Raw genomic sequence first — 21,378 nt, forward strand, 5'->3', positions numbered from 1 at the left:
GGCACCGGATGAGGCGGCTGTGCGTTAGCCGACCATGGCGAAATCCCTCAAGCTCGTATTGGCTCAACCGGAAGACACTCCAGGCATCATCGCCTCGGCCGTATATGCGGAAGGCCGACGCGTGGCCGAGGTTCCGATCGCGGAGGTTGGCGAATGGTCACGGAGGCCGGGGCATGTCGTCTGGATCGGTTTGCATGAGCCCGGCCTAGCTCTCCTGCGCCAGCTTCAGGCGGAGTTCGGTTTGCATGACCTCGCAATTGAAGATGCGCTCAAGGCGCACCAGCGGCCAAAGCTCGAACAATATGGCGAGGCCTTGTTCGTGGTGGCGCGGACCGCCCAGATGCTGGACGGGCGCATCGCCTTCGGCGAGACCCATCTGTTCGTCGGGCATGGCTACGTCGTGTCCGTGCGCCATGGCGCCTCGACAACCTACACCCCGGTGCGTGAGCGCTGCGAAGCCGATCCGGGGACACTCTCGGGTGGTGAGGACTATATTCTCTATGCCATTCTCGACTTCATCGTCGACAACTACATGCCGGTGATCGAAGCAATCCAGTCCGAGGTCGAGGAGATCGAGGACTGCATTCTGGCTGAGACCTCAACCCAAGTTCACGTGCGACGGCTTTACCAACTCCGGCGCGATCTCCTGCGCTTGCGCAATGCCGCGGTTCCGCTGGTAGAGGTCTGCCGCCGTTTGGAGCAACCCGGGCTGCCGGGGATCGACCCCGTGATGTCCCCGCATTTTCGTGATGTCTCTGACCATATCCGCCGCGTCCAGGAGGAGATCGAGTCCTTGCGCGAGGTGCTGGCCTTCGCGTTCGAGACCAGCCTAATGGCCGGACAGGCGCAGCAGACCGAGATCACCCGCAAGCTGGCGGCTTGGGCGGCCATCCTGGCGGTGCCGACGGCCGTGGCCGGGATCTACGGCATGAACTTCGAGCATATGCCCGAGCTGCGATGGCAATACGGCTATGCCGTCGTGCTGGCGATCATTGTCTCGGTGTGCGGCTGGTTGTATTGGAGGTTCCGCCAGAATCGGTGGCTTTAGGCCTCATGCATGCTTCAGCCATGCGTCGCCGAACCAACCAATGCTGGGTATCGATCAGGTAGTTGGTTGCATGAGCGAAGAACACGTGCTCTTTGTGAGCGCCGGTCCAGTGCGCCACCGGATCGGACAGGGAGACAAACTTTGGCGTGCTCTCACTGGCGGCTCCGACGGCAGTATCATCCAGAGTGGCAAGATAATCCTGAATGACACGGCAAGCATCGGTGCCGTGATCCTGAGCCATCCACTCATCGCCAGCGCAGAACCATGCAGTATCCGACGATCAGCATACGCATCATCAACCGGGATCAATAGAGGGCCGTCCGATGGAGCTGTAGAACGGCTTCAGAGCCGTGCGGACGCTCTCTAGGCCAAGAAGGCGGTCGATGTGGCGCAGCAGGTGATCGGCGGGAACGTGAACATCAAGGCAGAAGTCGTAGAAGATCTGCGCCGGAGCCACTTGCACGCGCATTACCGTCCTGCCCTCCGCAAAGGAACAGGAGAATGGAATTACGCCAATGCAGTCCGATCAATGCCCGTCTAAATTAACAGTATCGGCACGTCTCGGATGTTAACGCGGGCGTCTGCTTGCACAGGGTAAGCAGACGTGGTGAAGGACAGGGGCTTCGTCTATTGACCCACAGCCGGCGTTGAGCCCGAGGATCTCGGCACTCAGAGCGGCGAGCCACCCACGGGACTGGAGGAGCAGCCCTCTGCTGACGATCTCCAGTCCCTGTATTACCAGAGCTGCTCGGCACTCCATTTCGTCAGGGTTGGAGCGGTGGATTACTCCGCTGCATCCAGACGCGAGGGAGAGGCCGCCTTGGACAAGGCCTGCGCCAGCTCCTGCTCGGCATAGGGCTTGACCAACAGCACCGCCCGCTTCAGGCTGTCCTCGGCCGAGACGGTTTCATCCCCGGTCGCGAAGATGATTCCGAGGCCGGGCCGTTGCTCCAGGGCACGCTTCGCCAACTCGGCGCCGGACAGATCGGGAAGCCCAACATCGGCGACCAGGATGTCGACCGCATCCGCTTCCAGCGCCTTCAGCGCCGATGTCGCGTCCACAGCCTGAACCACCCTATGGCCGAGCTCGGTCAGCATCTCGGCCGTGCTGCTCCGGATCAGCTCGTCATCCTCGACCAGCAGAACGGTCCAGCTCTTGGTGCTCGCGACCCGCGCGGCCGGGGGGGCAGCATCGGGCGCTGACAATGCGACTCGGTTGCGCTGCTGCTGGTTGGCCAGCACGTGGCGGATCTTCCGTGCCAAGTCCTCTCGCAAATACGGCTTGGCCAATAGCTCTACCCCGGGATCGAGGCGTCCACCGTGGACAATCGCGTTCTCCGTGTAGCCGGAGGTGAACAGCACCGCGATGTGCGGCAGGCGGGCCCGCGCCTTGCGGGCAAGCTCCGGGCTGCGCAACGGGCCGGGCATCACCACGTCGGTGAATAACAGGTCGATCTCCAGCCCGCTCTCGATGATGCTCAGGGCGCTCGTGGCGTCGCGGGCCTTGAGGACCCGGTAGCCGAGGTCCGACAGGAGCGCGACCGCGGTCTCGCGTACATCCTCGTCGTCTTCCACCACCAGGATGGTCTCGCTCCCGCCCCGTACGGGCGCGGTGCGGAGATCCGTCAGAACGTCCTCCTGCTCATAGACGCGCGGCAGGTAGATCCGCACCGTCGTGCCTTGGCCGACCTCGCTGTAGATCTTGATATGACCACCGGACTGCTTGACGAAGCCGTAAACCATCGACAGGCCCAAGCCCGTGCCCTTGCCCTCCGGCTTGGTGCTGAAGAAGGGATCGAACACCCGGTCCAGGATCTCGGGTGGAATCCCACAGCCGGTATCGGTGATGGCCAGCATGACGTATTGACCCGCCGCCACGTCGTGCTGGAGGGCATAGCGGTCGTCGAGCAGGGCGTTGCCGGCCTCGATGGTCAGGCGCCCCTGACCGTTCATGGCGTCGCGCGCGTTGATCGCCAAGTTGAGGATGGCATTCTCGATCTGACCCGGGTCGACCTGAGCGTTCCAGAGTCCGCCCGAAACCACCGTCTCGACCTCGATCTCCTCGCCCAGGGTGCGGCGGAGCATGTCGTCCATACCCTTGATGAAGCGGCCGATGTTCACAACCTTCGGCTCCAAAGGCTGGCGACGGCCGAAGGCGAGGAGCTGGGAAGCCAGCTTGGAGCCTCGCGAGACACCGGCCAACGCATTCTGCACCCGGGTCTCAGCACGCACGTTGCCGGCGATATCCTTGGCGAGGAGTTGCAGGTTGCCGCTGATCACCTGGAGCAGGTTGTTGAAGTCGTGCGCGACGCCGCCGGTGAGTTGGCCCAGCGCCTCCATCTTCTGGGATTGGCGAAGCAAGGCCTCCACCTTCTCCCGTTCGGCGATGGCCTCAGTCACGCGCTGTTCCAAGGTGGCATTGAATGCCTCCATAGCCGCCCTGGCCCGAAGCTCCTGCTCGATGTTACGCGCCTCGATCACGGTACCGATGGGCCGTCCTGCCTCGTCGCGGATCGGGCTGGCAGTGAAGGCCACGGGGTAGAATCTGCCATCCTTGTGGACGAAAATCTCTTCGCCCTGCTCCTGATTGTTCTTGGGGAGAGCCCGGTCGATGGGGCATTCGCACAGGGGATAGGGCGTGCCGTCGGGACGGGTGTGATGGACGACGTCGTGAAGGGGGCGGCCCTGCACTTCGGCGAGCGTGTAGCCCGTCAGATCCTCGGCCGCCTTGTTCATGTAGACGCAATGCTGGCGGTGATCCATCATGAACACCGCCATCTGAGTGTTGTTCAGGATCGCATCGAGCCGGCGCGAGGTCTCGGCTAGTTGCACCTCGAGGCGCTTGCGCTCGTCAATATCAACCACCGATCCGACATAGCCGAGGAACTCGCCGTCCTCGCCGAAGCGTGGGGCTGCGGCGTCGATCGCCCAGGCGTAGGAGCCGTCGGCGCGCCGGAGGCGGTATTCCAGCCGGAAAGACTCGCGCTTGGCGTTGGCGGCGAGGAAGATCCGCTCGGCCTCCGCCTTGTCGTCCGGATGGGTGGCATCGAGCCAGCCGAATCCGAGAGCCGTCTCCGGGGTCTGGCCGGTGAACTCGTACCAAGAGCGGGAGAGGAAGGTGCAGGAGCCGTCCGGCCCGGTGACCCAGACCATCACGGGCGAGTTGTCGGCGACGTTGCGGAACCGTTCCTCGCTCTCGCGCAACGTCGCTTCGGTCCGCCGACGCTCGGTGATGTCGACTGCGACGCCGGGGAAGCGCACGGGCTTGCCCTCTTCATCGTAAAGGCACTCGCCGCGGGCCTCGATCCAGCGGACCGTGCCGTCCTTCTGGAGCAGACGGTACTCCTGCGTGTACCTTTCCCCGGTTGCAATGGCGTGGTTGACGGCGTCGCTGATCCTCTCCCTGTCCTCTGGATGAATACCCGCGAAGTACTCTCCGATCGGCGCTCCCGTCTCACCCTTGTCGGGATCCACCGAGAACATGGCCGCGAACCGCGCGTCCGAATAGAACGTGTCGGCTTGAATGTGCCAGTCGAAGGTGCCCACCATGCCCGCTGCATTGAGAGCATACGAAAGGCGTTCCTCAGTCCTTGCCAGCGCCCGCTGGGCGAGGACACGCTCCGTGGTCTCCACCACGACGGCGAGCACACCCGCTGGCCGGCCGCTCTCGTCAAGGACCGGGCTGTAATCCAGGTTCATCCAGACCTGCTCGGGGGCACCGTTGCGGTAGAGCGTGAGTTCCTGATCACGGTACGACAGAGTACCGCCGCTCAAGCCGACCTTCATCACATGATCGTTGAAGTCAGCGACCTCCGGCCAGCCCTCGCGCACCTTCGAGCCGAAGAGAAGCGGGTGACGGCCGCCTGCGAAGCTGGAATAGGCATCGTTGTAGATCATGACCCCGTCGGGTCCCCACAACAGGACGATAGGCACCGGCGAGCGCAGGAGGATCCCGACCGTGGTCTTCAGGCTCTGCGGCCATGCCGAGATCGGCCCGAGCGAAGTACGTGACCAATCATGGCTCCGGGTCAGCCGGCCCATCTCGCTGTTATCTAGAAACTCGAGATCAAGGGCGATCGCTATCTCGGATGAAGAAATGGTCGAGATCGATGACATGGGAGCGGATACCCGATGGCCAAAATCGGCGCACAATTAAAGTTCGGCCTCTGCGTTGACAAGAGCTTGGCACTACCGCCGGTCACGTCAGGAGTTGCACAGGAAGGCCATTCTAGCTTTGCGGTTCCGAGGAACACCGGACCATTCTGAAGTGGTGAGGGATTTCCTGGATTGACCCGGACGTGATGCCTGAGCCTCGAAGAAGCAGGATGTTTTCATGATACCAAGTTGCGCTGTGTTCCAGGCTCTAAAATCCCGACCAAATCCAGCTGATTTCCCCAGAGGACGTCATATCAAAAGCCTAACCCATGTTTCAGAAAACCGACGCTCGGAGATCCGATCAACATCATTGGTGCGGAAGATTGTGTGATGAAAAGCGTACCAACTCATCTATATGCGTTCCGTGGACTGCAAAGCTCGCACCTGCCAACGTCGGCAGCGACCCCTACCCATGGTTTTGATTGCACGGAGCGCCCATGACTACCGTTCTGACACGCCACAACGTCAGGGTCTTCGGACATGGCGAGCAGCCCATGCTCTTTGCGCATGGCTACGGCTGCGACCAGAACATGTGGCGCCTCGTTGCCCCGGCCTTCGAGGACCGGTACAAGATCGTCCTCTTCGATCATGTCGGTCATGGGCAGTCGGGTGCGGTCGCCTTCGACTGGGCGAGATACGGCTCGCTGGACGGTTACGCGGAAGACGTCCTGGCGATCTGCCATGAGCTGGATCTGAAGGACGTCGTCTTCGTCGGCCACTCGGTCAGCGCCATGATCGGAGTTCTCGCCGCCATCAGGGAGCCGGAGCGGTTCGACCGGCTGGTCCTGATCGGCCCCTCGCCGCGCTACATCGACGACGGCGATTATGTCGGCGGGTTCAAGCAGGAGGATATCGAGGGCCTGCTCGACTTCCTCGACAGCAATCATCTCGGCTGGTCGAGCACCATGGCTCCGATGATCATGGGCAACCCGGATCGGCCCGAGCTCGGCGAGGAGCTGACCAACAGCTTCTGCCGCACCGATCCGGAGATCGCCAAGCACTTCGCGCGCGTAACGTTCCTGTCGGACAATCGGGCCGATCTGCCCAACGTGAAGACCAAATCGCTCATTCTCCAGTGCTCGCAGGATGCCATTGCTCCCGAGTCGGTCGGGCGCTACATGCACCAGAACCTTTCTGGCAGCGAGTTCGTCCTGATGAGGGCGACCGGGCACTGCCCGAACCTGAGTGCGCCCGAGGAAACGATCGCTGCCATGGAAGCATTCCTGAGCGATCCGGCTCCGGCAAAGGCTGTCGCATAGTGACGATGGACCAGGGCTTGCTGATCGAGACGGCCGAGGAACTCTACGAGAGCGCGCCCTGCGGCTATCTCTCGACCCTGCCGGACGGCACGATCATCAGAGCCAACCAGACCTTCCTCACCTGGATCGGCATGGACCGGAAGGAACTCGTCGGCAACAAGTGCTTCCAGGATCTCCTGAGCGTCGGCGCCAGGATCTTCTATGACACGCACCTCGCACCGCTCCTGCGGATGCAGGGTTTCGTGAACGAGATTGCCTTCGATCTGACCTGCGCCGACGGACGCGTCCTGCCGGTTCTGGCCAACACGGTCCAGAAGCGGGATGCGAATGGCCGCCCGATGGTTCATCGCATCACCCTCTTCAATGCCACCGACCGGCGCCAATATGAGCGGGAGCTGCTTCTGGCCCGCCAGAAGGCCGAGCAGGCCACCCAGGCGCTCCAGCGCCTGAACGAGACCCTCGAGGAGCGCGTGGCCCAGGAGGTCGCCGAGCGCATGAAGGCCGAGGAGGCTCTCCGGCAGGCCCAGAAGATGGAGGCCATCGGTCAGCTCACCGGCGGCATCGCCCACGACTTCAACAACCTGCTCACCATCATCGTCGGCAACATCGAGCTTCTCCAGCGCCGCCTGCCCGAGGGGTCGGATCGCCTGCAGCGGGCCGCCACTCACGCCATGGAGGCGACCCGACGCGCAGCCACTCTGACCCAACGGCTCCTGGCCTTCTCCCGGCGTCAGCCGCTCGATCCCAAGCCCATCGACGTCAACAAGCTTGTGGCCGGCATGTCCGACCTTCTCAGGCGCACGCTCGGGGAAGTGGTTGTGCTGGAGACCGTTCTCGCCGGCGGCCTCTGGCGCTCCCAGGCGGACCCGAACCAGCTGGAAAATGCGATCCTCAATCTGGCCGTGAACGCCCGCGATGCCATGCCGGATGGCGGCAAGCTCACCATCGAGACGGCCAATGCCCGCCTGGACGAGGCCTATGTGGAAGCTCTGGCCGAGCCGGTGCCGCCTGGACAATATGTGCTCGTGGCCGTTTCCGACACGGGGACCGGGATGGACAAGGCCACGATGGAGAGGGTCTTCGAGCCGTTCTTCACCACCAAGGAAGCAGGCAAGGGAACCGGGCTGGGCTTGAGCCAGGTGTACGGGTTCGTCCGGCAGTCCAACGGCCATGTGAGGATCTACAGCGAGCTGGGCGAAGGCACGACCATCAAGATCTACCTGCCCCGCCTGATCGGCTCCGACGAGGAGCCTGCCGAGATCCCCTCTCAAGCCCCCGCGATGGTGAAGGGCTCCGGGGAGACCATTCTGGTCGTGGAGGACGAGCCCGATCTGCGCACCTACACCACGGAGGCGCTGCGGGATCTCGGATACCGCGTCCTCGAGGCCGGCGACGGTCGAGGGGCTCTGGAAATCGTCGAGCGGCATCCGGAGATCCAACTGCTCTTCACCGATGTCGTTCTGGCCGGAGGGATGAACGGGCGCGCGCTTTCGGACGAGGTGTCCCGGCGCAGGCCGGGACTGCCGGTTCTGTTCACCACGGGCTACACCTCGAACGCCATCGTCCACCATGGCCGACTGGATCCCGGGATGCACCTGATCGGAAAGCCCTTCACCTATGCCGAACTGGCCGCCAAGGTGAGACGGATGATCGACAGGGGCTGACCCGGCCCGGCCGAGGTTGCAGTAGAAAGCCTAGGGCAGGATAGGTTCAGGAGAGAGGCGATGTCGAGATCACCAGGCGGACGGCGCCCCAGCGATCCTTTGAAGGCCGCTGAGGCAGCCTTCAAGAAGGCCACGACGAAGCCGATCGAGGATCCTCCGAAGGCTGCCGCGGTCCCTGGCGTGAAGGAGACCGTCACCCTGCGCATCGACCAGGATGTGCTGGAGTTCTTCCAGGAGGAGGGTCCGGGCTGGCAGGAGCGGATCAACGCAGCCCTGCGCAAGGCCGCCGGCAAGGGCTGAGGCGACGAAGCCGGAACAGGAGGTCAGGCTATGGCCCGCCGGAGCATCCGCTCGAAGAACAACGGCGATGAGTGGGAGGCTTTCCACCGCCGGTCCAGGCGTATCGTCAGATGGCGCCGTGGCGAGATTGCTCGCATCAAGAGACGGTTCTGGCGAAGGATCCGGGCCATGCTCCGGAGCAGGCCTTCCGAGGCCGAGGATTGATACCGGCGGCTACGCTGAAACTCGATCCGTCCAGCGGGGTTGGCTCCCCGATGACAAGGGGAATGCCAGGCACGTGGAGCCTGGCCATGTTGGCTGACGATGAGCAGATCCGGGGGCTGCGGCTTCCCAATACCCTCGAGCTTCCGCCGAGCCATACCGCGGCCGTGATAGGACACCTTCTCCAAGGCATCTATGCGGACATTCTCAAAGAGGACCACCCTCGTCAGCTGATGGTTCTCATCGAGAGGCTCGACGATGCCGAACGGACGGCGGTGCGCTCAAGCCAGCGGTGACCCGGCGGAGAGCACCTTCGGCTTTCGGCTGCGGATCCCACCTTGCGGCGGCTCGCCGAGCCTGATCCTGACCAGCCGCTCAATGCTTCGAAACTCGTCCTGCAGGCGCTCAAGACGCGCCAGCAGCTTCTCGTCGGAAAGATGCCAGGCGCAGGGGAGATGGTCCCGCTCGTGTGCCGACGGAGCAAACCGGCGGATGGAACGGAGAACGGTGGGCCCCACGCCAGGCGTGGCAAGCCATTGCTTGTCGGGGATCTGGGCCACCTCACGAACTGTGGGCCAGCGGGCGCCAAAGGCGTCGAGAAGGGCGCGCCTAGCCCGGATCGGGACCGCTTCGACGGGGAGAGACTGGTCGGACTGCATTGGACCTCCGGGACGCTCAGGATCTCGGGCTGAGGCAAATCGGGAACCTAGGCCGTTTGAGGGCAAGATCGAGACTGTTTCTCCGCTTTCCGTCACTGATCCCCCATTGCGCCGCCTTGAGCGCCAGCTGCGATCCGGAGTGGTTAACCCGCCCTGGATCCAGGGAGATGGTGCGCCAGGTGCCAAGGCTGACTGCTTTGCTCAGGGAAGGACGATGCCGCACCGCTTCAAGGTCGATGATCGCGTTCACTTCAATCCGAAAACAGCCCCACAGAACGCCGCGGAGAGCTTCCTCCACCTCGTGACGTAGGTCGAGGCCCAGGAGGAGCATCGGACTTGGCGCGTCGAGCGTCTGCTCCCGGTGGGCGACGCCGGGTATCAGTATCACATCCGCTGTTTAGAGGACGGCTCGCGGCGCCTCGTCTGGGAGGCACAGATCAGGCCAGTGCCCAGCCTGGAGAATGCCCGTCTGGGGGACACCTGAAAGCGTCCCAGGACGCTCCACGCCGCTCATCCATGGCAGCGGAGAGGCTGGAGCCCGCGCGGGCTGGTCATGGGAGTTCAGAGCAGATCAGCCCGGCCGCGAAGGCTGCCACCAGCGCGATGCACAGGAGCACGTGGTCAACAGGGTTCTTCGGGACCATCCGCATCTCGAGAAGCCGCAGTAACAATGGATTGCCGCCTGCATCGATTAACATAAGTTTGCTTTGAGCTATGGTGGCAGCGCACCAAATCAAGCACGGCTCCGAGAGATGATCCTGCAGCGTTTCGGCGTCCTGCAGAGGTTCCATCTCCCCAGCCGGCAGAGCTTTTGATATGACGCTGAGGAGCGGAATCGCGGCCGCGTGGGGGTCTGGCCATTGTTGATGCCTCGACCCGTCGGGTGGTCTGGTCCCGCTCGTCAACTGCCGCGTTTGCACCCCCTACCGACGATGAACTCCTCCGATCAGCCGACGACTTCCGGCACCGACTCCAGAGCAAACCAAGCTCCACCGGGCGAACTGCTGCACCGGGTTGAGCAATCACGGGCCGAGCTGGCTCGCAGACAGGCTGTGACCCAGTCGCTCGGCGAGCTGGCGCGGGCCCTCGATCAGGCCGGCCAAGAGGCGGACCGCACCTCGGGTGCGGGGAGGGGGCATGGCCCAGGTCAGGACGCGGGAATCTGAACAACCGGCGCACGTGTTAGTTGACGGCTACAGGTCCCGTTCCCTGGGGTGCCGATGCCGCGCTACTTCTTCGATACCGATGACGGCGAGCTCTTCGTTGCCGATCAGCAGGGGATCGAGCTTGCGAGCCTGGAGGCTGCCAAGCTGGAGGCTCAAAAGGCTCTCGCGGAAATGGCTCGGGACGCTCTCCCGGACGGCGACCAACGCACCTTTGCGGCGGTGGTCAAGGATGAAACCGGTCGGGTGCTGCTTCGCATGGGGCTGACGCTGGTGGTGGAGCAGGGCCCGGGCGCTTAACCATGTCTATACCATACGTGTTGCTCAGGGGTAGGTTGCGCTTTCACCTTGGGTGTGTGCTCATGGGTGTTCAGGGATGCTCTGGATATGGAGGTAGGTCCGTGACGAATTGCTCGTCACGGACCCGGAAGCTCAGCTATTCAACGGAGAGCGTTATTGCTCTCTCACTGTTGTGGGATTCATTCCAAACAGTCCAGCAGTAGGTCTTCTTGTCTCCGACTTGAGCAACGGTAAACCTGCGCGAGGCGGCCCAAGAGCAACCGTCAGTTCCGTGACTAAACCGGCAGTACTCGTCTCTTCCAGCGCCCTCGATCCTACAACTCACCTTCCTAACTGGCATGTTCCCCGGCACTGTGACGCAGGCCCGTCGAGTTTGGAAGGGAAGTACGCCAGCTATTCTGGCGCCGGTTTGCGAGTTCTGACCCGGGCTACCAGGGGAACAAACGGGCTGGGCATCAATGCCCTCTTCACACCCAACATGTGAGCCATCAGGAGGACAAGGTATCTCTGTGATATTGGCAACTATTGGATTGACGGCATAACGACGACATTCATTCGTGAGTTCTCCAGTGGAGGAGCCGTATACGAAACCTAGGTCAGTGCCACTGTCGCGGCTGAAGCAGCGCCCACGGTAATACTTGCCGGCTAGTAGACCGAGCTCGCTCTCGATCTTGGTGGTTTCGAGCTGCTGGATTTTAGCGAGATCGGCTTCAAGATTCTGAGCTGACGCCGAAGCAACTGCAGCAAGGCAGAACAAGAGAATCGATAGTATCCTCATACTTCTCCTCCATTTCGAAGCATCTCTATTTGGCAGTAAGAAGTAGAAAATGTAAAATACCATACCTCTAAAGGGCTGATTTGGCTTCCCGCGCCTCCTGCAGCCGGCGCATCGTCTCCAAGTGGCCTTCAGCCGCCTTCTGCCACCGGATGCCGATCAGATCACGGTCGTTCACCTTCCCCTCTCGTCCTTCCGGTCGTTGAAGAACACGCCCTGCTCAGTCTTGGGCATCTTCAGGACGGCGCGGCCCCGGTCTCGATCCTCCATTCCTCAGGAGGTGTTCACGGGAAAGCGGATGCACTCAGAGTTGCCGGCGGTATCGCGGGAGTAGGCCAAACGGATTTGGTGACTAGTTTCTCGCGCCCGCAGCTATCGCATGGGGCTTGAGTGCGGCGGTACAGCGGTGTGAAGCTTAACGGCTCGGTATTGCGCTGTGCCTGCTGACGACGTGCTAATCCGAGATGGTCTTTGATACAGTCATCACAGTAGGCCCGCCCCTTATTCTTGTTCAAAAAGTAACAACTCGTCCGGCAATCGGCAGCGACGGTTCCGATTCGTCAGACATGGCGGATCCTCTTATGGCCAAGGCGAGAATGTAGCGTGGAGAGATGAAGAGAGTTGAGGAGGGGGAGACACCCTCCTGCTGGTGCTTGCCTAGAAGAAAGCCCCAGCTTGTCACCGGGGCTGTTGAGGTTGCAGCTTCATCGGCTACGATGTCGGAGGAGCGGCTTCCTTGACCGGCCCTCGAGCAGGGGCGGGTTTGCGGGCTCGGTACTTCGAGGAGACCGCCAGGGGCACGAGACTTACCGTGACAGGATTTGGATAGTGCTCCAGTGTCGCTCCGGTCGCCGCGTCGACGCCCATGCCAACAAGGCCGCCGATAAGCACATTGCCGGCAAAGCCTGCTGCGCCGCTGCCGGCAACGCGGGTCTGAACCATCACGTCCTGGCTCTCGTAGCCGTCCTTGGAGAACGTCGCAACGAACTCTGACTTGCGGTCGACTTGCAATGTGCAAGGCGTCGTGGGGCAGGTCAGCCCGGTTGAGGTCCGCATCGCGGCTGGAGGCGAGGAGTCGAAGGTGATCTGTTCCGTCGTGCCACGCGTGACCGTGGCACAGGCCCCCAACGACAGGGATCCTGCGAGGACCGTGAGTAATGAAAGACGCATTGTCGCTCCCAAAGATGGCCCGGCTCTTGGTTGATTCATCAAGCTGAAGCCTACAACCCGGAGGGTAGAATGCGGATTATCGTCCTGACAACGTGATAATGTCTGCCGTTGCGCGTTGTTGGAGCGTCTGTGCTTTCCAGGATACATTCCTGAGCTGGGCATTGAGGGTCGGACGATACCCGAGAAAACCGGTCGATCTGAACCGGCTCGGAGCGCAGGAGCTGGGCGAGACGCTCTTTCGCGCGCAGGGCCAGCTTCAGCTCTGCGCCACATCTCGAGCGGAAGCTCTGCGGGGCGTCGATGTTCAGGATGCGTTCTCCGTTCTCCGTGAACGTCGATGGTGTCGCCGTCGATGATGACGATGCGTCGGCCGTCCACCGTCTCAGTCCGGGCGGCATACACCCACAGCCCGTGAAGGATGGTCGCGAGCAGGAGCCCAGCAACAAAGATTGCGATCTCGCACCTCAGGCGGCAGGCCCGCGCCCTCCGATCCTCGTCCCTGAGGCGCAGCTGCTCGGCGCCGGGTCGAAGCCTAGGGCCAGCGCGCATCGTCTTCAACCTTCTCCCTTCAAGCCCCATCAGAGCACAATTGCTGCACCAGCGCCTCCTTGTAATCAGGCGATGGCCATATGGCAGCCAGACTGAGGATCAGAATTGTGCGATCATAGTTCGTAGAAGGCCGTCTATGTGACGGGCCAGAAGCGCTCGGCCGGCCCAGGCTCTCCGCCGACCTCCTGTGCGAATTCTCTCACAGCGCTGCGGAAATCCTGGGTGAAGCGGAAGATCACCGGCACCTGGCTGGCATAGCAGGCAATCGCCTCCAGCCGCTGCTCCAGGGTCTCGGCAATCGGCACCAGAACGGGCTCGCGCACCTTACCATCTAACGCCGCCAGGCGGATATGCCGGCCTTCTGGCGTGTGGATGGCATAGGGGCAGTCCTCATAGGCATAGACCTCCACCCCCAGGGCCGCCAGGCAGCGGCCGGCCTCGAACACAAGCTGGTGGTCCACATGTGAGCCGATGCCCAGCGGCACGGACACACGATTGCCCTCCCTCCACTCGGGCAAGCCGCGGATCTCCTCGACCAGATGGAAGGCGAGTTCCTTCTCCTCGGCGGGAGCGGACCAAACAGCTCCCGGTCAGAGGTGTAGCGGTCGCGGTAGATGGCATCCGGCAGCCCCAGCCAGCGCACGTCACAGCCCAGGGCGCGGGCGGCGGCCGCATCCTCGTTGCGGCGAGCCGCCAGCACCTGATCGGGGTCGGTGAGCTTCCAGCGTTCGTGCTTCGAGGCGGCGAACTCCCCCACCATCTGCGGCAGCAGCTCGCTGGCAAACACCGTTACCATGTGCGGCTGGTAGCCACCCTGCGCGAGCAGGGCCACCGTGCCGCCGCAGGAGAGCGGCACGTCATCGTAGTGCGGCTGGATGAAGAGGGATGGCCCCATCAGAGATGCAATCATGTAGCCTTTATCGCTCTTCTTCGTAAGGCAAAGGAGCCGGATGGAGGACCTCGGCCTCTACAAGTTCACGAGGCAGAAGCCCACTGCCATGAATGCCATGGCCGCCATGATTGTCAGCCAGAACAGCCCGGTGCGGGTCGCTCGCTCTCCCCAATTCAGTTGAGCTCGAACGGCTTTGATCCGATGCTCCTGCTCGCGCTCATGACGCTACCCGCTGTTGTGAGGCATGTTCTGGATCCCTTTTCGGGGGCGCCATACCTCATGCGCGCGTGAGAAGATAGTCCGCGCTTTGTGCATAAGCTCATTTTTGGAACTCTCCATCGGGCGCGGCACTTTCGCGCTTTCTTCGGAGCGAATTCGAGGGCTATAAAGGAGTTCAGCCGCCGGTTGCACTCGGCAGGCTGAGGCTTCAAGCCACCCAGCCCTGAGCGCCCCAGCACTCCTGACTGTGTGCGGACACGGGGACGAGGGCGCCCATGAATATCAATCGGGACGGCCTGCAGCCGGCGATTGTCCTCCTGGCGGAGGACGAGGCTCTCGTTCGCATGATGGCCGCGGATGTGCTCCGGGAGGAGGGCGGCTTCAAAGTCGTCGAGGTGGTCAACGCAGATGAAGCCCTGACCGTGCTCGAGGCAACTGCCGACGTTCGAGCCCTCGTCACCGATGTGGAGATGCCAGGCTCCCTGGATGGCTTCACCCTAGCCCGCGTGGTGAGGCAGGCATGGCCGCATATCGGCATTGTAGTGACATCGGGCCGAATGGCACCGGGGCCCAACGATCTTCCGCCGGGTGCGCTGTTTATCCCCAAGCCATATAGGCCTGCAGACTTGGTGGCAGCCGTGCGGACGGTGCTGCCTGCCGGCCAGCCCCCAGTCTCTGCCGAAGCTTCGGTCCAAGTGCTTCCCGCTGCCATCAAGATCAGCCAGCCCCACACCGGTATTGGCGCCGCCGGAGGTCTGGCTCAGCCCCTTCCCGAGCCCGAGGAATAGACCCTGTAGCGGGTGCAAAATTTTGAGAAGACCGTTTACGAAACCTGAGTGGCCCTGTCGCTTGCGATGGTACAATAATGGAGCGTCGAACCGGCCGCCTCATCCATGCTGTCTCTGAAAACTGCCTGCTTTGTTGTCCTCGGCGCTCTCCTGTGCTCTGGGATAGCTATTGTTCTCAGCTTTCCGGCTTTCATAGTTATCGCCGGGATCCTGGAAGGCGTGTTCGGCGTCCGCGAGGTGGCTTGGTACGGATTTGCTATAAGTCCCTTGTTCGCAATCATCGGCCTTCTCGTTGGCGCCTATTACGGAGCAGTGTTCGCATTGCGGACGAGGGGATACTCCTTGCGCGAGTATGGTCGAACAATCTGGGCGTTCCTGAACAATGTGTAGCTCACACGAAGAAGCCGTAAGTGCGCATAAGCCGTTTATGGAACTGCGGACAATTGATTGAGGGCTGTTTGCTTACCCCTATGCTAAGCTTTGAGTGAGCGAGTGGGCTCACGTAACGGAATTCCAAGAGGGCGCATGACGTCACTTACAGCCCGAGTGGTTCTCTCTGTTGCATGTATGGCGATCTTCCCGCTCCTTTGGGTCTTGATCGCTCTGGTGGGCTTCCATTCTAAAGTGCCCATCTTCCATGTATGGGACCCAATGCTCCAGGCCATTGTTCCCGGACTTATTGTCGGAGTGGTCGGACTAATGATCTTCCCCTCTCCGGCACCGGCTTGGAAGAAGATCCTTGGTCGAGGAGTCGGAGCGGTCGTCTATGTCGCCCTCATGGGCGTCCTGCTTCTGTGGTTTTTCATTATGACCAATGTCGGAATTTGGGGGCCGGAGAAGCACTAGCCTCTGACACACGAAATTTCCGATAACCCCCTTTATGGAACTGGATAGAGTGTCTTTCTGGCGTATTCAGAAGAATTGTGCGGCGGTCGAGGCAGAAACCTAGTAGACAGCCAGTCTAACCCCCCCCCTCGCAAGCTGCTCTCATAAAGCAGCTGAATACTTGCGTAGACTGGTCATGCCAGAGCTAATTGACGAGACCGACGGAACCCCTGAATGGGCCAAGCGCATGTTCCGCCGCCTTAGGGCGGTTCGAACGGGCGTATTCCTCATCTTCCTTATCGTGGGGCTGCCGATCATGTGCGGCTACCAGATCTATCAGGCGCTTATGGCAGGCCAGGTGTGGCGCCTGACCCTCCGCCGCTCGAGCGAGGCAGTCCGGTATGCCGAGGAGCCTGTCCAGTTCATCCTCGGCTTAGCGCTTGCCGTTGGCCTTCTAATCGTCTGGGGAGTGGGACTAGCCGTGTATCACCGCGTCCGGAAGGTTCCTGCGCACTTCAGGAGACCTGCTGGATCGTAGGTCTTCTAAGCTAGCTATTTTCGCGGAACGGGGGTTGCGGAACGTACAGTTCAACAGTTGTGACACCGCACCTCCAGCAGCCGCTCCCCGCCGCCCGGGTCTCCTCGGCCTCCTTCCATCCTTGGATGCCGATCAGGTCCGGTCGATGGACTTGCCGTTCTCGTCCTTCCGGCCGTTGAAGGAGGCGTCCCGCGTCTTCAGGAGAGCTCGGCCTCGCATTCGATCCGCCATTCCTCGGACCAGGTGCTGACGGGCTGGCCGATGAGCTCTGATACGGCGGTGGTGTCACGGGAGTAAGTCATAGGTAGGGTTTTAGCAGGCGCAGGTGAACGAAGGATCGCGTATCACATGAGTGATAGGGTTAGGCCTCGGGTTTGTGGCAAACCATTTCGATGTTGTGCCCGTCCGGACCAATGACGAAAGCGGCATAGTAGTTCGCGTGGTAGTGCGGGCGCAGACCAGGCGCACCATTGTCTTTGCCACCCGCCTCCAGAGCCGCGCGATAGAAATCATCGACCTGCTGGCGGCTCTCGGCCGTGAACGCCAAATGAAGATGCGCCGGTTTCTCTTCAGTTTGGTACAGGCACAGCGAAGCCTTACCCTTTGGGCTCATTTCGACACCCAACGGTCTCTCCCAGATAACCGCTACGCCGAGCGGCTCGAGTGCCTTGAGGAAGAACGCCTTGCTTGCGGCAAAGTCGCTGACTCCGAATTTGACGTGGTCAAACATGAGATCTCCCGAAGTGTGAGGACCTGCGCCAAGCCCAATATCCACTGCTGTGATTCCAAACAATGGGCCGAAGGCCACAGAGTCGGACTGAGATCGGAGAGGGTGATGATGTCGCGCATGAGCCAGCTCTTACGCCACAGATTTCGGGATTGGTATGTCGACCCTGTGCGACTGAATCAACCGCCGCTGCGAGCGTGAGATCCATAATCTGTGCAAAGAGCGCCAGGAGGGTATGGCAACCGAGCTGAAGCCGCTGCGGCGGCCGATAGAGCGCGATGGCCTATCAGGCGGAGCTGAGAAGGCATGGCATCCGGATCTCGACGTCCAGGCAAGGCGGGTGCTTCGACAACGCCGTGGTCGAGACCTTCTTCAAGACTTTGAAATACGAGCTGGTCCGGGGCGCGGTCTTTTAGGCGAGAGCCAAGGCAAAGCAGGTGATCGGCCTTTACGTTGTCGCTTCTACAACTCCGTCCGGCATCACGCGACGCTCGACTATGTTAATGAGCCGGACCCGCTGCCATTGAACGGGAGTGTGCCGATCCTGCGAATACAGGTTCCTGCTCCTAGTCATCTTACTTCACGCCCATAACTGGTCGTTGGAAATTCCCGGAGGATGATTGATGAAGCTAGCGCGTTCATGCTGGGCATTGGCGATCGGAATTGCGGCGGTCACAAGCGGAGCAGGTCTGACCTTTGCCCAGTCTCAAGGCGTCGTTGCCTCAAGCACTGACGCGACAACAAACCACGGTGGTGGAGGCGTGGGGGTCGAACTTGCACCCAGGGTACGCCTTGAGGTGGTCGAGCTCCGTCGTTTGCCCGACAAGGGCGTCATGCAGCTAAAATTCGCGGTCGCCAATCAATCCGGCGGCGACACCAGCCTCAAGGATCACGGCTTGGCGTTCAATCATGAACTCAGAGACATTGCCGTCGTCGACTTCGCGGGTCGGAAGAAATACGGCATAGGATACGCTGCATCTTGCCTCTGCAGCACCTTCAAGGACCGCGACGGCGGCGTAGTACGTGCTGGGGAGCGGCGAGAGTTCTGGGCCTGGTTCGCCATGCCGCCCGCCGGTGTGCGGCAGATGGCCGTGCAGATCCCGAACCAGCAGCCACTCATGAACATACCGCTGCTGTGAGAGAATAGGTTATGCGCACCTCCCCGTCGCGGCTCGTACTTGCAGGAGCGCTATCGGCCGTCATGGTTGGAAGCCCAGCCGATGCGCGGCCGCCTGAGGGCGGGCAATCTGGTCGCCCACTACTCCTGCTCCCAGTTCAGCCGATCAACCCTCAGCCTCCTACGACGGGCTTGGCGGCTGGCGGAGCAAGTCAACCGCTAGCGGAGCCTCCCGCTACAGTTCCACCAGGGGCTGCCTTCTACGTCGGGTCAGTCGTTTTTCCGGTGCAGCCCATCCCAGGGATCAAGTCCGAGAGCAGCGTTGATTTGCTTGAAAATTCGGCCTTGGGAGCCTTCAATATTCGTCAGGAGGGGCGGGGACTGCGACTCACGCTCAACGCTGACGTGCTGTTTGACTTCAACAAGGCCACCCTGCGCCCTGAGGCAAATGAGGTCCTGCTAAAGCTGGTCCACGAAGTTGAATCGCGCCTTGGGCCAGCTCGATACCGGGTGGAGGGGCATACGGATTGGATCGGAACCGATGCCTACAACAGCCAGCTCTCGAGCCGTCGGGCTGCGTCCGTGAAGGAGTGGCTCGTTCGCCATGCCGGTGCCGGGCAGGCTCATGTCGTAGCTGTGGGCTTTGGCGAGCGTCGGCCTGTCGCTTCCAACATAAAGCCCGACGGCAGCGACGACCCGGAGGGCCGTCAGAAGAACAGGCGGGTGGAACTCGTCGTGGACCCCCTCAGATGACCGTCCCACCGGAACAGGGGAAGACTTACTTTGGTCTATCGGTGCCCTGGCGGAAGCCACCAGGCAATCCGTCGATCCGCGCGCAGAATTCATCCTTTGCCGTCGCGTATGCTTGCGGATCCTCAGCGAAGCGGGCAGCCAGACGCAGCTTGAGATCCGCGTACGCGGCGGCCGCGTCCGGGTCGGAGCGCAGATAGTCCCGCAATCGGAGATGACGCCCGACCTCCGGATGATCTGACGGATACATGTGGAGATGGCGGCTGCGCGGGTTGCCCTTGGTGAAGTAGTAGCGCCCGGCAATGCCATTGGCGCCGCGGAACCTGTAGCCTAGCCGCCCAAGGGGCTTGATGCAGAGGACTCCGTCTTCTGGTTCGCGAAGGATAGCCAGGATGTCGATGATGGGTTTGGCGGCGAGCCCCGGAACGGCGGTGCTGCCGATGTGGTGCACCGCGCTCACACGACACTCGCAGGCTTGCACGATGGCGGCGCGTTCCTGCACGAAAAGATCAGCCCATCGCGGATCATAGGGCACCACAACGATCCGTCTCTTAGACATTTCCGACTGCATCTGAAATAATCTGCTGGCCAGGAGGATTGTTACGAGGTGCCAAGACAATCCCTAATGGAGTGCCTCGATCGCTGCGCGCGTCACAGAGGCAATGAGCCGTTCGCGCTCCGCCGGGGGACGGTCCGAACCAGCCACGAACACTGCTACGACAATCTGCCGGCCGCTAGGCAAGGTCACGATCCCCACATCGTTGACCGCAGGACCGGTACCGAGTACGTCCATCGCGGTGCCGGTCTTGTGCGCGACGGCCGACCCTTCTGGAACACCGGCCTTGATGCGGGAGCCGCCGGTACGGGTGCCCGCAAGAATGCCAAGGAAAATGCGTGTCATAGGCTCGGACAGAAGCTCACCGCGCGCCAGCTTCGCAAGAAGGTGCGCGGCCGCCTTCGGGGTTGTCGTATCGCGGACATCGGCGAGGTAGGCCACCATGGCCGCGCGCCTGACCGACGGAGGAAGGTCGTTCAGAGCTTCTGCAAGGGCCGTCTCGTTGGCCCATTCCGGTTGAAAGGGCGGCAGGCCGAGAGCCTCCGGCTGCATCTCCCTCTCGGATCGGTCGACGCGCATACCAGCAATTCCGTGCCGGTAGAGTAGTGCGGTAACTGAGCCCGGACCGCCAGCAAGGCGCAGAAGAGTGTCGGAAGCGGTGTTGTCGCTCAGCTGAAGCGCGTGCTCCGCCAGTTGCCGGACGGTATAGGTGACGCGCTCGCCTTTGAACTCCCGGGCGATCGGGCTCCACTGGATGCTCAAGTCCTCGCGTCCAAGCGCGATCGTATCATCCAGATTGAGGCGGCCCTCATCCACAGCCGTGAGGATCGCGAGGGCGATCGGGAGTTTGTAGACGCTTTGCATTGGAAAGCGCTCGTCACCCCGCCATGACCAAGCGCTTCCGTCCTTGAGGTCGACAAGGCCGACACCGAGCCGACCGGACCCTGTCTCCCTGTCCAAGGCCTCGATCCTGGCCGCGAGAGTGTCGGTCCGGAACTCAGCGTGTGCGGCGGCTGGATAGATCAAGATGGTTGACGCAAGGATCGTGAGGGTGAGGAGCGTACGGACGGGATGCATGGCATTGGAATCCTGAAGCCAGTTGCCGATCTAGCAGCGGAGGGTGTGCAGGTCCTGCTTATCTCCAGGTCAGAGCAGGGTTGAGGCGCGGGCAAGAAGTGTCAACGCAACATCCTAGCTGGCTTGCCCCAGGCGCGCCTAAAGGCACGGCCAAACGCCGACATATTGGTATATCCGCAGCGACGGGCGACCTCGCTCACCGGGAGACCTGTTTGCTGGAGCAGCGCCTGAGCCTGCCGCATTCTCAGCTGCTCAAGGTACTTGGCAGGGGTGATGCCAAAGGCATCCCGGAAGGTGCGGATGAAGTGGAACTCGGACATGCACGCCTCGGCTGCGAGCTCGGCCAGCGATACGCCTTCGGTTACTCTGGAGCGCAAGAGTTCTCTGGCCCGCAATACTCGGCGCAGGCGCTCGCCCCGGGTTGCTTTGTCCGCTGCATCAATGCGTTCGAGGGCCTGGGCGAGCTCGTGCCCGAACGAGAATGCTAGGGCGGAGATGCAATGCACTTGTTCCTCGAGAGCCAGCTGGTCCGCTCCAGAGGTGAGCGCTTCGGCGAGCTTGCGCAACTCCTGCGGGAGCCGGGGGGTACTGCGCAAACTGAGGGACGACAGACCCCGGTCGAGCGCATGCCGCAGCGCCTGTGCGC

19 protein-coding genes and 3 pseudogenes are annotated in these 21,378 nt (G+C 61.9%); 11 read left to right on the forward strand and 11 right to left on the reverse strand.

The features are described 5' to 3' along the window. Window positions 1-34: 34 nt before the first annotated feature. Entirely contained in the window at window positions 35-1,048 is a 1,014-nt protein-coding gene (locus GR303_RS08765; protein ID WP_161722335.1) for a magnesium and cobalt transport protein CorA, read from the forward strand. 31 nt (window positions 1,049-1,079) lie between these two features. Here the strand turns inward: GR303_RS08765 and GR303_RS24660 are convergent. Both GR303_RS24660 and GR303_RS08775 read right to left on the reverse strand, forming a co-directional pair. Next, window positions 1,080-1,517: pseudogene (locus GR303_RS24660) on the reverse strand (IS5/IS1182 family transposase); the annotation flags it as partial. A 314-nt stretch (window positions 1,518-1,831) separates the two neighbouring features. Then, window positions 1,832-5,089, reverse strand: a complete 3,258-nt coding sequence (locus GR303_RS08775; protein WP_246205425.1) for a hybrid sensor histidine kinase/response regulator — start codon at window positions 5,087-5,089, stop codon at window positions 1,832-1,834. 551 nt (window positions 5,090-5,640) lie between these two features. Between GR303_RS08775 and GR303_RS08780 the strand changes: the two genes are divergently transcribed. The 4 genes from GR303_RS08780 to GR303_RS08795 all read left to right on the forward strand — a co-directional run bounded on the left by GR303_RS08780 (window position 5,641) and on the right by GR303_RS08795 (window position 8,923). Next, the gene (locus GR303_RS08780) at window positions 5,641-6,462 is read left to right on the forward strand and encodes an alpha/beta fold hydrolase (RefSeq protein ID WP_161722332.1); all 822 of its coding nucleotides are present in this window, start codon (window positions 5,641-5,643) and stop codon (window positions 6,460-6,462) included. Window positions 6,463-6,467: 5 nt separating this feature from the next. Beyond that, on the forward strand, window positions 6,468-8,126 hold the full coding sequence (locus tag GR303_RS08785) for a PAS domain-containing hybrid sensor histidine kinase/response regulator (RefSeq protein WP_201751954.1): 1,659 nt from the start codon (window positions 6,468-6,470) through the stop codon (window positions 8,124-8,126). A 60-nt stretch (window positions 8,127-8,186) separates the two neighbouring features. Then, entirely contained in the window at window positions 8,187-8,426 is a 240-nt protein-coding gene (locus GR303_RS08790) for a BrnA antitoxin family protein (protein ID WP_161722330.1), read from the forward strand. A gap of 290 nt (window positions 8,427-8,716) precedes the next feature. Next, on the forward strand, window positions 8,717-8,923 hold the full coding sequence (locus tag GR303_RS08795; RefSeq protein WP_161722329.1) for a hypothetical protein: 207 nt from the start codon (window positions 8,717-8,719) through the stop codon (window positions 8,921-8,923). Here GR303_RS08795 and GR303_RS08800 read toward each other — a convergent pair. Further along, window positions 8,909-9,286, reverse strand: coding sequence for a hypothetical protein (locus GR303_RS08800; protein WP_161722328.1), 378 nt, complete (start codon window positions 9,284-9,286; stop codon window positions 8,909-8,911). The two genes, GR303_RS08795 and GR303_RS08800, sit on opposite strands and share 15 nt — an antisense overlap. 551 nt (window positions 9,287-9,837) lie before the next feature. Beyond that, window positions 9,838-10,077, reverse strand: a complete 240-nt coding sequence (locus tag GR303_RS08805) for a hypothetical protein (protein ID WP_161722327.1) — start codon at window positions 10,075-10,077, stop codon at window positions 9,838-9,840. A 429-nt stretch (window positions 10,078-10,506) separates the two neighbouring features. On the opposite strand from GR303_RS08805, the gene GR303_RS08810 reads away from it, so the two are divergent. Further along, window positions 10,507-10,749: a DUF6894 family protein gene (locus GR303_RS08810; protein ID WP_161722326.1), complete on the forward strand. Its 243-nt coding sequence runs from the start codon at window positions 10,507-10,509 to the stop codon at window positions 10,747-10,749. 1,486 nt (window positions 10,750-12,235) lie between these two features. Here the strand turns inward: GR303_RS08810 and GR303_RS08815 are convergent. The 3 genes and pseudogenes from GR303_RS08815 to GR303_RS25440 all read right to left on the reverse strand — a co-directional run. Then, window positions 12,236-12,694, reverse strand: coding sequence for a translation initiation factor 2 (locus tag GR303_RS08815; RefSeq protein ID WP_161722325.1), 459 nt, complete (start codon window positions 12,692-12,694; stop codon window positions 12,236-12,238). A gap of 683 nt (window positions 12,695-13,377) precedes the next feature. Next, window positions 13,378-13,761 (reverse strand): hypothetical protein, encoded by a 384-nt coding sequence (locus tag GR303_RS24670; protein WP_246205422.1) that lies wholly within the window; start codon window positions 13,759-13,761, stop codon window positions 13,378-13,380. A gap of 98 nt (window positions 13,762-13,859) precedes the next feature. Beyond that, window positions 13,860-14,153: pseudogene (locus GR303_RS25440) on the reverse strand (PIG-L deacetylase family protein); the annotation flags it as partial. Between the two features lie 476 nt (window positions 14,154-14,629). Here GR303_RS25440 and GR303_RS08830 point away from each other — a divergent pair. Both GR303_RS08830 and GR303_RS08835 read left to right on the forward strand, forming a co-directional pair. Beyond that, window positions 14,630-15,142, forward strand: coding sequence for a response regulator (locus tag GR303_RS08830; RefSeq protein WP_161722322.1), 513 nt, complete (start codon window positions 14,630-14,632; stop codon window positions 15,140-15,142). A gap of 1,021 nt (window positions 15,143-16,163) precedes the next feature. Further along, on the forward strand, window positions 16,164-16,505 hold the full coding sequence (locus tag GR303_RS08835) for a hypothetical protein (RefSeq protein WP_161722321.1): 342 nt from the start codon (window positions 16,164-16,166) through the stop codon (window positions 16,503-16,505). A gap of 361 nt (window positions 16,506-16,866) precedes the next feature. On the opposite strand, the gene GR303_RS08840 is transcribed toward GR303_RS08835, so the two are convergent. Next, the gene (locus tag GR303_RS08840; RefSeq protein ID WP_161722320.1) at window positions 16,867-17,235 is read right to left on the reverse strand and encodes a VOC family protein; all 369 of its coding nucleotides are present in this window, start codon (window positions 17,233-17,235) and stop codon (window positions 16,867-16,869) included. Window positions 17,236-17,516: 281 nt separating this feature from the next. Between GR303_RS08840 and GR303_RS25445 the strand changes: the two are divergent. The 3 genes and pseudogenes from GR303_RS25445 to GR303_RS08850 form a co-directional block, all read left to right on the forward strand. Then, window positions 17,517-17,630: pseudogene (locus GR303_RS25445) on the forward strand (IS3 family transposase); the annotation flags it as partial. 225 nt (window positions 17,631-17,855) lie between these two features. Further along, the gene (locus tag GR303_RS08845; protein WP_161722319.1) at window positions 17,856-18,371 is read left to right on the forward strand and encodes a hypothetical protein; all 516 of its coding nucleotides are present in this window, start codon (window positions 17,856-17,858) and stop codon (window positions 18,369-18,371) included. A 263-nt stretch (window positions 18,372-18,634) separates the two neighbouring features. After that, a complete protein-coding gene (locus GR303_RS08850; RefSeq protein ID WP_161722318.1) occupies window positions 18,635-19,102 on the forward strand; it encodes an OmpA family protein in 468 nt (155 codons plus the stop codon). A gap of 25 nt (window positions 19,103-19,127) precedes the next feature. On the opposite strand, the gene GR303_RS08855 is transcribed toward GR303_RS08850, so the two are convergent. The 3 genes from GR303_RS08855 to GR303_RS08865 form a co-directional block, all read right to left on the reverse strand. Further along, window positions 19,128-19,670, reverse strand: a complete 543-nt coding sequence (locus GR303_RS08855; protein ID WP_161722317.1) for a GrpB family protein — start codon at window positions 19,668-19,670, stop codon at window positions 19,128-19,130. A gap of 51 nt (window positions 19,671-19,721) precedes the next feature. Beyond that, entirely contained in the window at window positions 19,722-20,732 is a 1,011-nt protein-coding gene (gene bla, locus GR303_RS08860) for a class A beta-lactamase (protein ID WP_161722316.1), read from the reverse strand. Between the two features lie 101 nt (window positions 20,733-20,833). Then, window positions 20,834-21,378 (reverse strand): helix-turn-helix domain-containing protein (locus GR303_RS08865; protein WP_161722315.1); only part of this gene is annotated, 545 nt, incomplete at its 5' end.

Origin of the sequence: Microvirga arsenatis (assembly GCF_009910705.1) — a bacterium.
Lineage (GTDB): Bacteria > Pseudomonadota > Alphaproteobacteria > Rhizobiales > Beijerinckiaceae > Microvirga > Microvirga arsenatis.